The following is a 14,041-nucleotide window of genomic DNA, read 5'->3' on the forward strand; positions in this document are numbered from 1 at the left end:
GTGGCGCTCAGCCCGTCGTGGGAAGCGCCGAGGGCAGTGTGCGGGTGAGGTGGGCCCGGTCGGTGGCGGCGCGCAGCGCGCCCAGCACCGCCGGGTGCGGCGCGTCGTACAGCTCCGGATAGTCCACCTCGCCGAACTGGGGGCGTACGGGCCAGGCCAGGCGCTCGCCGGTCACGGAGAACCGGGCGTCGACGCCCGGTTTGTTGCCGCGCGCGTCCTGCCGGGCCCAGCCGTCCGGCGGCGCTCCCGGGAGCAGGACGGCGACCAGTCCGTGGACGAACGAGTCCGGGCCGTCGCCGGCGGCGAGGCGCTGGTAGCACAGGGCCGTGGGCAGGGACTCCGCGCGCAGCAGCGCGGCCAGCGCGTGCGCCTTGGCGTGACAGATGCCGGTGCGCAGCGCGAGGACGTCCGAGGCGCGCCAGGTGACGCGTGGATCGTCCGCGTCCCAGGAGTGCGGAATCGTGTCACGTACGTGTTCGTACGCCGCTTTCGCGTATGAGTATGCGTCGGGGCTCTCCGCGCGGAGCCGGGCGGCTGTCTCCCGTACGAGCGGATGCTCATGGTCGATGGCCTCGTCCGCCGCGAGATAGGCAGAGATATCAGGGTTCTGCTGGATGAGCCGCATGACCGCCACCCTAGGGATACGGCCGACCGGAACGCAATAGATTTCCGATCGGCCGTATTTCTATGCGGTCCGTATTTCTATGCGGCCGCTGCCATCTCTTCCTTCAGCGCCTGCACGAAGGTGTCCACGTCGTCCTCGGTGGTGTCGAAGGAGCACATCCAGCGGACGTCGCCCGCCTTCTCGTCCCAGAAGTAGAAGCGGAACCGCTCCTGGAGCCGCACGCTCACCGTGTGCGGCAGCCGGGCGAAGACCGCGTTGGCCTGGACGGGATGGAGGATCTCGACGCCGTCCACCGCCCGCACGCCCGCCGCGAGCCGCTGGGCCATCGTGTTGGCGTGCCGGGCGTTGCGCAGCCACAGATCGCCCGTGAGGAGCGCCTCCAACTGCACGGAGACGAAGCGCATCTTGGACGCCAGCTGCATGGACAGCTTGCGCAGATGTTTCATCGCACGGACGGCGTCCGGGTTGAGCACGACGACCGCCTCGCCGAACAGCATGCCGTTCTTCGTCCCTCCGTAGGAGAGGACGTCCACGCCGACGGTGTTGGTGAAGGTGCGCATCGGGACGTCCAGGGACGCGGCGGCGTTGGCTATCCGCGCGCCGTCGAGATGGACCTTCAGACCGAGGCCGTGCGCGTGGGCGCAGAGCGCGCGGATCTCGTCGGGCGTGTAGACCGTGCCCAGTTCGGTGTTCTGGGTGATCGACACCACCTGCGGCATGGCCCGGTGCTCGTCGTCCCAGCCGTACGCCTGCCGGTCGATCAGCTCGGGCGTCAGCTTGCCGTCGGGTGTCGGTACGGTGAGCAGCTTGAGCCCGGCGACGCGCTCGGGCGCGCCGCCCTCGTCCACGTTGATGTGCGCGGACTCGGCGCAGATCACCGCGCCCCAGCGGTCGGTGAGCGCCTGGAGGGCGACGACGTTGGCGCCGGTGCCGTTGAAGACGGGGAACGTCTCCGCCGTGGGCCCGAAGTGGCGGTACATGACGCGCTGGAGGTGCGCGGTGTAGTCGTCCTCGCCGTACGCGGTCTGGTGGCCGCCGTTGGCGACGGCGAGCGCCGCCAGGATCTCGGGGTGCGCGCCGGCGTAGTTGTCGCTGGCGAAACCGCGCACCCCGGGATCGTGGTGCCGGGCGGCGTCCGTCGTACGGGACCTCACGGCTCGGGGGTCAGCCACAGTCGGTGTCCATTCACTTCGCCGGCGGGCCGGTCCCAGACACCGGCGATGGCCTCGGCCAGTTCCGTGACGTCCGTGTAGCCCGCGAATTTCGCGTTCGGGCGCTCGGCGCGCAGCGCGTCGTGCACCAGAGCCTTGATCACCAGGATGGCAGCCGCGGCCCGGGGGCCCTCCTCGCCCCCCGCCTTGCGGAAGGCGTCGGCGAGCGCGAGGGTCCATGCCTCGGCGGCGGCCTTGGCGGCGGAGTAGGCGGCGTTGCCGGCGGTGGGGCTGCTCGCGCCGGCCGCGCTGATCAGTACGTACCGTCCCCGCTCGCCGCGGAGCAGCGCGTCGTGGAAAGCGAGGGTGGTGTGCTGGACGGTGCGGATCAGCAGCTTCTCCAGCAGGTCCCAGTCGGCGAGGTCGGTCTCCGCGAAGGTGGCGCTGCCGCGCCAGCCGCCGACGAGGTGGACCAGCCCGTCGACCCGGCCGTACTCCTTCTCCGTACGGTCGGCCCACGCGCGCGTGGCGGCCGGGTCGAGCAGATCGACGGTGTCTCCGATGACGGTGGCCGCGGGGTGCGCGTCCCGGGCCGCGTCGACGGCCTCGGCGAGTCGCTCGGCGTCCGCGTCGGCGCCCACGACGGTCGCGCCCGCCCCGGCGAGCCAGGTCAGGGCGGCGCGGCCGGCCGGTCCGGCGGCGCCGGCCACGGCGACCACCCGGCCGTCGAGGGAGCCGGCGCGGCCCGTGTCGGTGTCCGCGCCGGTGGAAGCGCCGGGCGTACCCGTGCCGGTGGTGCTCGTGTCCATGCGGTCGATCTCCTTGTCCGGAACGCTCACGCGGCTACGCGCCCGGCGTCCGCCGTGGTTCCGTCCGTGCTGCCGGGGCTGGTCCCCGTAATGCCCTGGGTGGAGACAATCACCTTCTTGAGCTTCTTGGAGAGCGCTTCGTAGAACATGCTCAGCGGAAACTCGTCGGGCAGCACGTCGTCGACCAGTTTCCGGGGCGGCAGGGTCAGGTCGAGCGCGTCGGGCCCCTTGGCCCAGCGGGAGCCGGGGTGCGGCGGGAGATAGCCCGAGACCAGGTCGTACGCGGCGAGCCAGTGGACGAGCTTGGGGCGGTCGATGCCGGCCCGGTAGAGGTCCTCGATCTCGGCGCAGAGCTGATTGGTGACCTCGGCGGCGCGCGCCCAGTCGATGCGCAGGGTGTTGTCCGTCCAGCGCACGACATCGTGGCGGTGGAGGTACGAGAAGAGCAGCTGGCCGCCGAGCCCGTCGTAGTTCTTCACCCGGGCACCGGTGACCGGGAAGCGGAACATCCGGTCGAAGAGGACGGCGAACTGGACGTCACGGCCCTGCGGGAAGCCGTCGGCCTCCAGCCGTACCGCCTCGCGGAAGGCGGTGAGGTCGCAGCGCAGCTCTTCGAGCCCGTACATCCAGAACGGCTGGCGCTGCTTGATCATGAAGGGGTCGAAGGGCAGATCGCCGTGGCTGTGGGTGCGGTCGTGGATCATGTCCCAGAGGACGAACGCCTGCTGGCAGCGCTCCTGGTCGGCGACCATGGCGCGCAGGTCGTCGGGCAGCTCCACCCCGAGGGTGTCGACCGCCGCCCCGGTGACCCGGCGGAAGCGGGCGGCCTCCCGGTCGCAGAAGATCCCGCCCCAGCTGAACCGCTCGGGTGCCTCGCGCACGGCGATCGTCTCGGGGAAGAAGACGGCGGAGTTGGTGTCGTACCCGGAGGTGAAGTCCTCGAAGGTGATGCCGCAGAAGAGCGGGTTGTCGTAGCGGGTGCGCTCCAGCTCGGCCAGCCACTCGGGCCAGACCATGCGCACGACGACGGCTTCGAGATTGCGGTCCGGGTTGCCGTTCTGGGTGTACATCGGGAAGACGGCGAGGTGCTGGCGGCCGTCCGCGCGGTCGGCGGCGGGACGGAAGGCGAGCAGCGAGTCCAGGAAGTCGGGGACCGCGAAGCCGCTGTCGGCCCATTTGCGCAGGTCGGACACGGAGGCGGCGTGGTAGGCGGCGTCGTACGGGAGCAGCGGGGAGAGCTGCTCGACCGCGGCGACGACCCGGTCGAGGGTGACCTCGACGAGCGCGCGCGCCGGGGCGCCCTCGGCGTCGAAGTCGATCGATCCGTCCGCCGACTGCCAGGGCCGGATCTCCTCGACGGCGGCGCGGAGTTCCGGCCAGGCCGGGTGGTCGATCACCCGTGCCGCGTCGTGTCCACCGGCCGCGGCGGACGCGGCACCGGCCTCCGCCGGACCGGATGCGGTGGATTCACCGGATGCGGTGGCGTCCTGCGCAAGAATTTCCGTCATGTCACGTCCCTCACCGTAGAACCTGGCGCACCTGGGCGCTGACCTCACCGTATAGGCCGCTGGATCATCCGGACAAGCGGCGCCGGAAGAAATTATCCGGCCGTAACCCCATGGTCACCGCTGTTTTTCCGGCGATACGGCGTCGTGGCGCTTACTTCCACCGTATCTCCGGGTCGCTCGGGTGGCAGCTCCACCGGTGGGCGTTAGGGTCGGGCGCGGAGCCGCTGTCGACGGAAGCGAGAGAGTCTTGACTTTCCACACCATCGGTCATCGCGGAGTGATGGGTGTCGAACCGGAGAACACCCTGCGCTCCTTCCGGCAGGCCGAGCGGGCCGGTATGGACGCCATCGAGCTGGATCTGCATCTGAGCAAGGACGGCGCCCTCGTCGTCATGCACGACACCACGGTGGACCGTACGACGGACGGTACGGGCGCCATCGCCGACCGGACCCTCGCCGAGCTGCGGGAGCTGGACGCGGGGCTGGGCGAGCGCGTACCCGTCTTCGAGGAGGTCCTGGACGCCGTCGCGTCGCCGCTCCAGGCCGAGATCAAGGATGTGGCGGCGGCGCGCGCGCTGGCGGCGGTGATGCACGCGCGCGGGCTGGTGGAGCGGGTGGAGGTGTCGTCGTTCCACGACGAGGCGGTCGCCGAGATCGCCTCGCTGGTGCCGGGCGTACGTACGGTGCTGATCGCCAGCCGGTGGGGCGCGGACGTGGTGGACCGGGCCAGGGCGGTGGGCGCCGCCTCGCTGGCGCTGAACATCCGCCGGCTGAGCCTGGAGGTCGTGGAGCGCGCGCACGGCGAGGGGCTCGGCGTCATCGGCTGGGTGGTGAACACCCAGGACCAGCTGCGGCTGGCGCGGGCGTTCGGGCTGGCGGCGGTGACCACCGACCTCCCGGAGATCCGGCGCGCCGGACGGTTCACGGCGTAGGCACGCACGCTTCGGGGTGCCGGACGCGTCGGACGCGTACCGGCGTCTCAGTCCAGCGGCTTGACCAGCAGCTCGAACGCGAGATCGGCGCGCTGGGGCACACCGAAGCGCTCGTCGCCGTACGGGAACGGCAGCAGCTTTCCCGTACGGCGGTAGCCGCGCCGCTCGTACCAGGCGATGAGGTCCTCGCGCGCCGTGAGCACCGTCATCTGCATCTCCGTGACGCCCCAGCCCTCGCGCGCCATCCGCTCCGCCGTCTCGATGATCCGCCGGCCGAGACCGCCGCCCTGCGCGTCGGGCCGTACCGCGAACATGCCGAAGTAGGCCGCCTCACCGCGGTGTTCGAGCTGGCAGCAGGCGGTCAGCACCCCGTCCAGCTCGATGGCCAGCAGTCGGCTGCCGGGCGCCTCCACGACATCGAGCACCCCGCGCGCGTCGGTGCGCTGCCCCTCCAGGAGGTGCGCCTCCGTGGTCCAGCCCCGCCGGCTGCTGTCGCCCCGGTAGGCCGACTCGATGAGCGCGACGAGCGCCACGGCGTCGGCGGCCGTGGCGTCGCGGAAGACGGGCTCCGCGACGGAGTGCGGGGCGGTGGCGGTGGTGGCGGAATGTCCAGTCCGGTTCATGCGCCCGCAGCGTAATGCCCCGCTCCGCGTAGCCGGTGACCGGGGCGGGCAGGGTCACCGGGGTGCCGCCGGATCCGGACGACGCCCGCGGTTCCGGTGCGCGCCGGATCCGAACGACCAGATGGGAGTGTGCGACCTCGTGACATCCGAAGCACGGCAGGCCCTTGTCGTCCGTGGCGGCTGGGAGGGACACCGGCCCGTGGAGACCACGGAGCTGTTCCTGCCGTTTCTGCGCGAACACGGCTACACCGTACGGATCTCGGAATCCCTGGACGTCTACACCGACGCCGGGCTGCTCGCCGCCACCGATCTGGTGGTGCAGTGCTGGACAATGGGCGAGCTGTCCGGGGAGCAGAGCGCGGGACTCTCGGCGGCGGTCCGGGCGGGTACGGGGCTGGCCGGCTGGCACGGCGGGATCGTCGACTCCTTCCGCGGCGACCTCGGCTACCAGCTGCTGACCGGCGGCCAGTTCCTGATGCACCCGGCCGGCTTCTCCGAGCACGGGGTGACGCTCGTCAAGGAGCGCGCCGACCATCCCGTGATCGAGGGGCTCACCGACTTCCGGGTCCATACGGAGAAGTACTGGCTGGCCACGGATCCGCTGATCGATGTCCTGGCGACAACGGAGTTCGCGGCGGACGAGGAGCGCTCCCGGCCGGTGACCATGCCCGCGGTGTGGACCAGGAGCTGGGGCGCGGGGCGCGTCTTCGTCTCGGCCATCGGCCACAAGCCGGACGATTTCGATGTGCCCGAGGTACGGACACTGACCGAGAGGGGGCTGCTGTGGGCGAGCCGCTGAGGATCGGGGTCGTCGGGGCGGGCGCCATCAGCGGCGCCTATCTGGACACCCTGGAACGGCTGGACGGGATACGCCTCACCGCCGTCACGGACCTCGATCCGGCCCGCGCGGGCGCGCTGGCCGCCCGGGTGCCGGGCGGGGGCGTCGCGGTCGTCGGCTCGGTGGCGGATCTGGTCGTACGGGACGATGTGGACGCCGTGCTGAATCTGACCGTCCCCGCCGTCCACGCGGAGGTGGCGCTCGCCGCGCTCGGCGCGGGCAAGCATGTGTACGGCGAGAAGCCGCTGGCCACCACGCGGGCGGCGGCGGACGGGCTGCTGGCCGCCGCGGCGGCGGCCGGACTGCGGCTGGGCTGCGCGCCCGACACTGTGCTGGGCACGGGCCTCCAGACCGCCCGCGCGGCGGTCGACGGCGGGCTGATCGGCACACCGGTGGCGGCGACGGCCTTCATGACCACCCCGGGCCACGAACGCTGGCACCCGGACCCGGAGTTCTACTACCGGCCGGGCGGCGGACCGCTGCTCGACATGGGCCCCTACTATCTCTCCGCGCTGGTGCATCTGCTGGGCCCGGTCGTCGAGGTGACCGGCGCGGCCTCCCGGCCCAGGGCGGAGCGGGAGATCGGCAGCGGGCCGCGCGCGGGCGAGCGGTTCGGGGTCGCCGTGGACACCCATGTCACCGGAGTGCTGCGGCACGCGGGCGGCGCGCTGACCACGCTGGTGATGAGCTTCGACATCCAGGCCGCGCGGCTGCCGTCCATCGAGGTGCACGGTACGGCGGGTTCGCTGTCGGTGCCCGACCCCAACCACTTCGACGGGCTCGTGGAGCTGCACCCGGCGGGCGGCGAGTGGACGGCCCTGCCCGTCTCGGCGGGATGTCCGGGAGCGGGGCGCGGCATCGGACTCGCGGACCTGGCAGAGGCGTTGGCGGAGGACCGGCCGCACCGGGCCTCGGCCGAACTGGCGCGCCATGTGCTGGATGTGATGCTCACCCTGCTCGACGCGGCGCGGGAGGGCCGGTCGCTGGGGGTGTCGAGCGACTGCGTACGGCCGGAGCCGGTGCGGCTGTAGTCGCACTCAACGGCTTTACCCCGACGGCGTCTTCCGGGGGGCGCGTCCCGAACGGCGCGCCCCCCGTGTCCCGTTGCGCCCTTGCGCGCCCGAATGGGCGCCGGGCGGGCGGGGCATGACCTTGCGGACGGCCCGGCGGACCCGGTCCACCGGCCGGTCATCGGCTCGCTCGGGGGAGGTACGGGGTGCACGGACCGGCGACGGCCGGCTGGCTGCTCGTCGCGCTCTGCGCGGCGGCCGGCGGCTTCTGTCTGCTCCGGCTGCGCGGTGGCGCGCCGGAGCAGCGCCGTTCGGCGGGCGGCGAGGCGCTGATGGGGTTCGGGATGGCGGCGATGGCGGTGCCCGCGGCCGTGCTGACCCCGCCCCGGTGGGTCTGGGCGGGGTACGCGGTGGTGTTCGGCGCGGCGGCGCTGCATGTCCTGATGCCGGCGCGGGGCGGGGAACGGGCGAACGCGCCCCGGACGGACCGGTCGTCCCGGCACCGGCACCGTTCGCACCATCTGCTGGGGATGCTCGCGATGGTCTACATGGCGGGGGTCATGGCCGCCGCGCCGGGCGGCGCGCACGGCGCGCACGCGGGGGCCGGCGTGGGCGGAACTCCCCTGGTCACCGGGGTGCTGCTGGTCTACTTCGCCGGATATGTGCTGTGGTCGGGCACCCGGCTGCTGCCGGTGGCGGCCACGGATCCGGCACCGCCCGGGCAGGCGGTGGCCGTGGCCGGCTGGGGCGGGCGGCCGGAGCTGGTCTCCGCCTGCCGGCTGTCCATGGGCCTCGCCATGCTCGCGATGCTGATGACGCTCTGAGCGCCCCGCCGGACCGGCGCGGTCAAACGTGTCCTGGATCACTTGGCGGAAAAGGCGATACCCCTGAGCGGGCCCGCGCTCATAGTCTGGTGCGCATGATGGTCTCCCTGGCACTGCTGCTGCTCGGAGCACTGGCCGCCGTGGTCGCCCCGCGACTGCTGGCGCGCGCCGAATGGCCGGAGCGGGAGCCGGTGGTGGCGCTCTGGGTGTGGCAGTGCGTGGTGGCGGCCGTGCTGATGTGCTTCGCGCTCTCCATGGTCTTCAGCGCCGCCGCCGCCTGGCTGGCGGTACGCGGCCATGTCTTCGCGCCCGCCCCGCGCGGTGTGGTGGAGGCGTACGCCTTCGGTCCGCACCGGCCCTGGTCGGCGGTGCTCGCGGTGGTGCTGGCGAGCGGCGGGCTGTGGACGGTGGCGATGCTGACCCGCGAGATCCACCGGGCGCGCCGGCGGCGCGGGCGGCGCCGTGAGGAGCTGCTCGTCCGCTCTCCCCTGCTGCCCGGCGAGGAGCCCGGCGGCGAGCGGCTCGTGGTGCTGGAGGGCGAGCGGCCGGACGCCTGGTGGCTGCCGGGCGCGGCGCCCCAACTGGTCATCACCACGGCCGCGTTGCGCCGCCTGAAGGGGCGTCAGATCGATGCCGTACTGGCCCATGAGCAGGGGCACGCGCGGGCCCGGCACGACTGGCTGCTGCACTGCTCGGGGGCGCTGGCGAACGGCTTCCCGCAGGTGCCGGTGTTCGCGGCGTTCCGCGACGAGATGCACCGGCTGGTCGAGCTGGCCGCCGACGATGTCGCCTCACGGCGGTTCGGCCGGCTGACCATCGCGCTCGCCCTGGTCGAACTCAACGAGGACCGTGGGGTGTTCGGCCCCGGCGGTACCCCGGGCGCGCAGGTGCCCCAGCGGGTCAGCCGGCTGCTCTCGCCGGCCGGTCGGCTCCCGGCCGGCCGCCGGCTGCGGCTGACCGCCGCGGCGGCGCTGGTGCCGGTGGTGCCGGTCCTGATCGCCTTCGTACCGGCACTCCGCGCCCTGGGTTAGCCCCGCCCGCCCGAAGGCGCCCGAGGTGAACGCGCCGGGAACACGATCGGCACGTACGGGTGGTGGGCCTTGTCCCCGGGGCGGTGCCCCGGCAAGGATCGGATACATGACGTTCAAGGGTGTACTTTTCGACTTTTCCGGAACCCTGTTCCGCATCGAATCAGCGGGCTCCTGGCTGCGGGCCGTCCTCGACGAGTCGGGGATCGCCGTACCCCCCGACGAGGTGCGCCGCTACGCGATGATGCTGGCCGTCACGGGCGCGCTGCCCGGCGGTCCGTCACCGCAGCGGGTGCCGCCGGAGCTCGCCGACGTGTGGGCCGTCCGGGACAGCGGCGCCGAACTGCACCGCGCCGCGTACACCGGTCTGGCACGCCAGGTGGAGCTGCCGGCGCCCGGGCTGTACGACGCGCTCTACGACCGTCATATGACCCCGGCCGCCTGGCGTCCGTACACCGACGCCGCCGAGGTCCTCAGCACGCTGCGGCACGCCGGAATCGGGATCGGCGTGGTCAGCAACATCGGCTGGGACCTGCGCCCGGTCTTCCGCGCGTACGGCCTCGACGCCCTGGTGGACACCTATGTGCTGTCGTACGAGCACGGCGTCCAGAAGCCCGACGCGCGGCTGTTCCGGATGGCGTGCGAGGGGCTGGGGCAGGATCCGCACGATGTGCTGATGGTCGGCGACGACCGCCGGGCCGACGGCGGCGCGGCCGAGCTGGGCTGCACGGTCCACTTCGTGGACCATCTGCCGGTGGAGGAACGTCCCGCCGGACTCCGGCCCGTGATCACCCTGGCGGGCGCGGGCCCGCTGGCCTGAGCGGCGCGCACCGGGGCGGACAGCGTGGGCCCCGGGCCATGAGCGCGGGAGCGCCGGGCGTCTTGGACGATCCCCCGCGTCGCCCAAGGCGCCCGGCAGTCCGCCGCCCGCTCCCCGGTCAGGGGGGCGCGGCGGACGCTTTGAGTATATTCGCTCGGAGTCGGCCGACGGGGGAGCCCCGGACGTCTCACGGCGCCCGGCGCCCGGTGGCGAGTGGCGCCGGCGTTCCGCCGGGCGGAGGACCGCCCGGCGGAACGGGTCGGGCACCGGGTGTCAGTGCCGGAAGTCCGCGACGTAGTCGGGCTGCGTCTGCACGTTCAGCTCGTGCATCCGTACCCGCTTCGCCGGGTCGGTGAGGCGGTCGTCGAGCCTCAGCACATCGAAGCCCTTGACCATGTCGTTCGAGTAGATGTGGCCGTTGTAGTAGTACGCGGACCAGGTGCCGCCGCCGACCAGCCGTTCGGCGGAGAGCGGGCCGCGCTCGAAGAACGCGATCTCCTTGGGCTGCGAGGAGTTGGTGAAGTCCCAGACGGAGACACCGCCCTGGTACCAGGACTGGACCATGATGTCGCGGCCCTTGACCGGGATCAGCGAGCCGTTGTGGGCGACACAGTTCTCGGTGTCGGCCTGGTGGCGCGGGATCTTGTAGTAGCTGCGGAAGACCAGCTTGCGCTTGTCGCCCTTGCCGACGATGTCGTAGATACCGTTGGCGCCGCGGGTGGGGCCGATCCGCTCGTTGCAGGTGGCGGCGCCGCCACCGCCCAGCTCGTCGGTGAAGACCACCTTGTTGACGGCCTGGTTGAAGGTCGCCGAGTGCCAGAAGGCGAAGTTGACGTTGTCCTGGACCTGGTCGATCACCCTGGGGCGCTCGGGGTCCTTGATGTCCATCAGGACACCGTCACCCATGCAGGCGCCGGCCGCGAGGTTCTTGGACGGGAGCACGGTGATGTCGTGGCAGCCGGAGGTCGCCGAGACACCCGGGTTGGTGGGCGCGCCCGGGTTGCCGCCGTCCGGGAACAGCACCTCGAACTTGATCAGTTCGGCCTTCTGCGGGGCCTTGCGCGGCACCTTGATGATGGAGATGCCGTCGTGCGGCGGCTGGCAGTCCGGGAAGGACACGCTGGGCGCGTACGAGGAGACGTAGATGTAGACGTCCTTGGCCTTCGGCACCAGCGTGTGGGTGTGCGAGCCGCACGCGGTCTCGACAGCGGCGACGTACTTCGGGTTGCGCTTGTCGCTGATGTCGAAGATCTTCATGCCCTCCCAGGACTCCTTGATCGTCGCCGACTGCGCGACGCTGTTGCAGGAGTTGTCACTGCGGGAGGAGTCGGTGGAGAGGAAGAGCAGGTTCCCGGAGACCGAGATGTCGTTCTGCGCTCCGGGACAGAGCACCTGCGCGACGGACTTCGGGGCCTTCGGATTGCTGATGTCGAGAATCCGGAAACCGTCGTAGTTGCCGCTGTAGGCGTACTTGCCCTGGAAGGCCAGGTCCGAATTGGTCCCCGTGATGAGGTCCTTCGGGACGTTGGCGAGATGCTTGATGTTGGAGCTGTGGACGATCTCGTCCACTCCGGGTATCTCACCGGCCGCGATGGCGGCCTTCACCTGAGCGGCACGCTCGCTGGAGACGGTCGTCTCCTGTACGGCGGCGTCACCGGGTTCGGGACTGGCGATGGCCGGTCCCGCGGTCAGCAGAGTCGCGAAGAGCCCGGCCGCGGCTGCCGCCACGCCCAGACGTCTGCGCCGCACTCGTGGGGTGTGCAACGAGGTCACTGCGTCCTCCCTTGTCTCCGGGTCAGAGTGATCCGGTACGGACCCCGGCAGTATCGTTCTTTTCATGTACATCCCAACAGATGGCAACAGAGACGTAATGAAAGTTTTTGATCTCAGGTAAGTGGAAGCGTGTTAGGGATGTGTTCCATCACCCATGTGCCGTAGGAGGCCGCTGTGTTGATCCGTCGCCGGAGTCCGCGCCACCGCCGCGCCGCCCTCGCCGCGGTGGCGGCCGTCGCCGTACTCGCCCTGGGAGCCTGCGACTCGGGGGACGACAAGAGCGCGGAGCCGCCAAGTACCAGGCAGGACAAGGGAATAGGCGTGATCGCGCCCGGCGCGCCGGGTGAGCCGGCGAGGACCCTGTCCGCCGAGGAGGCCAAGAAGGCCCGCCCGGACAACACTCCCAACTCGGCCGATTTCACTTACGCGCAGATGATGATCGTCCACCATGGCCAGGCGCTGGAGATGACCGCTCTCGTCCCGGAGCGGGCCGATTCGGATGTGGTGAAGCGGCTCTCGGCACGGATCGCCGCCTCCCAGGAACCCGAGATCGGCGCGATGGAAGGATGGCTGGAAAGCAATGCCGGGGCAAAGAAGGAAACGGGCCATCACCACGGGACCATGCCCGGAATGGCGACCGAGGCCCAATTGACGCGATTGCGCGCGGCGAAGGGCGTCGCTTTCGACGAACTCTTCCTCAAACTGATGATCACGCACCATCAGGGCGCGGTCGTCATGGCCACCGACGCGATATCGGACGGCCGGAACATCCAGATCGCGGACATGGCCAAGGATGTGATCGCACAGCAGAGCATCGAGATTGACCGCATGCGCTCGATGTGACCGCGTCGCCCGGACGGCGGATGGTCAGCGGCGGTGGTGGCGCGGGGTCAGATGCCCCTCGTCGCGGGCGCCCGCGATGAGCCGGAGCGCCTTGCGGCGGCTGAATCCGGTGGCGGCCATCACCGCGAGTACGGGGTCCTGGCCGGCGCGCTGGGCGGCACGGTAGACCTCGGCCACCCCGCGCCGGGCGGCGCTGCCGCGCGGGAGGGCCGGGGTGGCGCGGTGACGGCCGGGCTCGGCGTTCGGCGGGGTTCCCGCCACGGGGGTCGTGGGCTCGGGCTCGGGGGCCGGGTCGACCGCGACCGCGGGCATGGGTGTGGGTGTGGGTGCAGATGCGGGTGCGGGTGCCGGCTCGGTCGCGGGCTCGGGTTGCGCGGCCAGTCCCGTATCCGGTCCTGTTTCCAGTACGGGATTCGGTGCGGGATCCGACGCGGTGTCAATCTGCGGTACGGGCGGGCGGTGCCGCCCCGCGACCACCTGGCACGCGCTCTGGAGCGGGGCCTCGATCGCCTCGGCGAGCGCGGCGAAACCGGCCAGGGCCAGCGGCGGATCGGCCTGCGCGTCCTCGATCGCGATACGGCCGTCCCGTACCACCGCCAGCACATCGATGCGGGCGCCGTCCGCGAAGGTCAGCCGGACATCGACCCAGGGCGGCAGGATCTCGCGCCGCCCGGCGCCGTCCCGGGGATCACCGGCGCCGGTGACGGTGCCGTGCCCCTGCACCTCCCACGCGGGCCACGTGCGCGCGTCTCGCTCCTGTGGTTCCTGGGCGGAAATCGATTTATGTTCCGACACATTCACCACTTAATCAGGCAATCCGCCCTTATGGTCATGGCGCGCACACACCCGAACCTGACGGCACCCTGTCGGCTCAGCCGCCCGCCAGGCGCGCGTCCTGCCCGGCGGCCGCGCCGAGGACGCTGTCGAGCAGCCCGGGGAAGAGCGCCTCCAGATCCGCCGCCCGCAGCCCGTTCATCTTGGCCGTCCCCCGGTAGACCTGCTGGACCACCCCGCTCTCGCGCAGCACCCGGAAGTGGTAGGTGGAGGTGGACTTGGAGACGGGCAGCGCGAAACACGAACAGGACAGCTCGCCGTCCGACCCCGCGAGCTGCCGGACGATACGGAGCCGCAGGGGGTCGGAGAGCGCGTTCAGCACGCCTTCGAGACGGATCTCCGCACGCGAGGGGTGAGCGAGTTCGCGGGTGCTGGGCGCGGCGGTCGCGGCGGTCACGGCGGCTCCACTGGGTCGGGGTGACCG

The 14,041-nt window shown here is 71.7% G+C and carries 15 protein-coding genes; 7 read left to right on the forward strand and 8 right to left on the reverse strand.

Going from position 1 to position 14,041, the window contains the following annotated elements; translation table 11 throughout:
- Nucleotides 1-7: 7 nt before the first annotated feature.
- The 4 genes from DVK44_RS01365 to DVK44_RS01380 form a co-directional block, all read right to left on the reverse strand.
- On the reverse strand, nt 8-625 hold the full coding sequence (locus DVK44_RS01365) for a transglutaminase domain-containing protein (RefSeq protein ID WP_114664825.1): 618 nt from the start codon (nt 623-625) through the stop codon (nt 8-10).
- A 77-nt stretch (nt 626-702) separates the two neighbouring features.
- Complete coding sequence (locus tag DVK44_RS01370; protein ID WP_114657882.1) at nt 703-1,797, reverse strand: threonine aldolase family protein; 1,095 nt, start codon at nt 1,795-1,797, stop codon at nt 703-705.
- Entirely contained in the window at nt 1,776-2,585 is an 810-nt protein-coding gene (locus DVK44_RS01375; protein ID WP_114664826.1) for an SDR family NAD(P)-dependent oxidoreductase, read from the reverse strand. Before DVK44_RS01375 ends, DVK44_RS01370 begins: the two co-directional genes overlap by 22 nt.
- 26 nt (nt 2,586-2,611) lie before the next feature.
- A complete protein-coding gene (locus tag DVK44_RS01380; protein WP_162793623.1) occupies nt 2,612-4,093 on the reverse strand; it encodes a DUF6421 family protein in 1,482 nt (493 codons plus the stop codon).
- 280 nt (nt 4,094-4,373) lie between these two features.
- Here DVK44_RS01380 and DVK44_RS01385 point away from each other — a divergent pair, with 280 nt between their 5' ends.
- Nucleotides 4,374-5,024 (forward strand): glycerophosphodiester phosphodiesterase, encoded by a 651-nt coding sequence (locus DVK44_RS01385; protein ID WP_114657884.1) that lies wholly within the window; start codon nt 4,374-4,376, stop codon nt 5,022-5,024.
- A gap of 47 nt (nt 5,025-5,071) precedes the next feature.
- On the opposite strand, the gene DVK44_RS01390 is transcribed toward DVK44_RS01385, so the two are convergent.
- Nucleotides 5,072-5,647 carry a GNAT family N-acetyltransferase gene (locus tag DVK44_RS01390; RefSeq protein WP_114657886.1) on the reverse strand — a complete coding sequence of 192 codons (576 nt, stop codon included), beginning with the start codon at nt 5,645-5,647 and terminating at the stop codon, nt 5,072-5,074.
- A gap of 121 nt (nt 5,648-5,768) precedes the next feature.
- Here DVK44_RS01390 and DVK44_RS01395 point away from each other — a divergent pair, with 121 nt between their 5' ends.
- The 5 genes from DVK44_RS01395 to DVK44_RS01415 all read left to right on the forward strand — a co-directional run bounded on the left by DVK44_RS01395 (nt 5,769) and on the right by DVK44_RS01415 (nt 10,167).
- Entirely contained in the window at nt 5,769-6,446 is a 678-nt protein-coding gene (locus DVK44_RS01395) for a ThuA domain-containing protein (protein WP_114657888.1), read from the forward strand.
- On the forward strand, nt 6,431-7,516 hold the full coding sequence (locus DVK44_RS01400; protein WP_114657890.1) for a Gfo/Idh/MocA family protein: 1,086 nt from the start codon (nt 6,431-6,433) through the stop codon (nt 7,514-7,516). The genes DVK44_RS01395 and DVK44_RS01400 overlap by 16 nt, the downstream gene beginning before the upstream one ends.
- A gap of 185 nt (nt 7,517-7,701) precedes the next feature.
- Nucleotides 7,702-8,319 (forward strand): DUF5134 domain-containing protein, encoded by a 618-nt coding sequence (locus DVK44_RS01405; protein ID WP_114657892.1) that lies wholly within the window; start codon nt 7,702-7,704, stop codon nt 8,317-8,319.
- A gap of 95 nt (nt 8,320-8,414) precedes the next feature.
- Nucleotides 8,415-9,350 carry a M56 family metallopeptidase gene (locus tag DVK44_RS01410; protein WP_114657894.1) on the forward strand — a complete coding sequence of 312 codons (936 nt, stop codon included), beginning with the start codon at nt 8,415-8,417 and terminating at the stop codon, nt 9,348-9,350.
- A 106-nt stretch (nt 9,351-9,456) separates the two neighbouring features.
- Entirely contained in the window at nt 9,457-10,167 is a 711-nt protein-coding gene (locus DVK44_RS01415; protein ID WP_114657896.1) for an HAD family hydrolase, read from the forward strand.
- Between the two features lie 273 nt (nt 10,168-10,440).
- On the opposite strand, the gene DVK44_RS01420 is transcribed toward DVK44_RS01415, so the two are convergent.
- Nucleotides 10,441-11,940 carry an LVIVD repeat-containing protein gene (locus DVK44_RS01420; RefSeq protein WP_114657898.1) on the reverse strand — a complete coding sequence of 500 codons (1,500 nt, stop codon included), beginning with the start codon at nt 11,938-11,940 and terminating at the stop codon, nt 10,441-10,443.
- Between the two features lie 174 nt (nt 11,941-12,114).
- Here DVK44_RS01420 and DVK44_RS01425 point away from each other — a divergent pair, with 174 nt between their 5' ends.
- A complete protein-coding gene (locus DVK44_RS01425) occupies nt 12,115-12,783 on the forward strand; it encodes a DUF305 domain-containing protein (protein ID WP_181957378.1) in 669 nt (222 codons plus the stop codon).
- Nucleotides 12,784-12,807: 24 nt separating this feature from the next.
- Here DVK44_RS01425 and DVK44_RS01430 read toward each other — a convergent pair whose 3' ends face one another.
- Nucleotides 12,808-13,506, reverse strand: a complete 699-nt coding sequence (locus DVK44_RS01430) for a DUF6214 family protein (RefSeq protein ID WP_228446943.1) — start codon at nt 13,504-13,506, stop codon at nt 12,808-12,810.
- A 148-nt stretch (nt 13,507-13,654) separates the two neighbouring features.
- On the reverse strand, nt 13,655-14,014 hold the full coding sequence (locus tag DVK44_RS01435) for an ArsR/SmtB family transcription factor (protein WP_114657900.1): 360 nt from the start codon (nt 14,012-14,014) through the stop codon (nt 13,655-13,657).
- Between the last annotated feature and the right edge of the window lie 27 nt (nt 14,015-14,041).

Origin of the sequence: Streptomyces paludis, from assembly GCF_003344965.1 — a bacterium.
Lineage (GTDB): Bacteria > Actinomycetota > Actinomycetes > Streptomycetales > Streptomycetaceae > Streptomyces > Streptomyces paludis.

What these genes read in the sequence shown, in the direction of transcription:
- DVK44_RS01365 (WP_114664825.1), bottom strand. Translation starts at nt 625, where the DNA reads ATGCGGCTCATCCAGCAGAACCCTGATATCTCTGCCTATCTCGCGGCG.
- DVK44_RS01375 (WP_114664826.1), bottom strand. Translation starts at nt 2,585, where the DNA reads ATGGACACGAGCACCACCGGCACGGGTACGCCCGGCGCTTCCACCGGC.
- DVK44_RS01380 (WP_162793623.1), bottom strand. Translation starts at nt 4,093, where the DNA reads ATGACGGAAATTCTTGCGCAGGACGCCACCGCATCCGGTGAATCCACC.
- DVK44_RS01385 (WP_114657884.1), top strand. Translation starts at nt 4,374, where the DNA reads ATGGGTGTCGAACCGGAGAACACCCTGCGCTCCTTCCGGCAGGCCGAG.
- DVK44_RS01390 (WP_114657886.1), bottom strand. Translation starts at nt 5,647, where the DNA reads ATGAACCGGACTGGACATTCCGCCACCACCGCCACCGCCCCGCACTCC.
- DVK44_RS01395 (WP_114657888.1), top strand. Translation starts at nt 5,769, where the DNA reads ATGGGAGTGTGCGACCTCGTGACATCCGAAGCACGGCAGGCCCTTGTC.
- DVK44_RS01410 (WP_114657894.1), top strand. Translation starts at nt 8,415, where the DNA reads ATGATGGTCTCCCTGGCACTGCTGCTGCTCGGAGCACTGGCCGCCGTG.
- DVK44_RS01415 (WP_114657896.1), top strand. Translation starts at nt 9,457, where the DNA reads ATGACGTTCAAGGGTGTACTTTTCGACTTTTCCGGAACCCTGTTCCGC.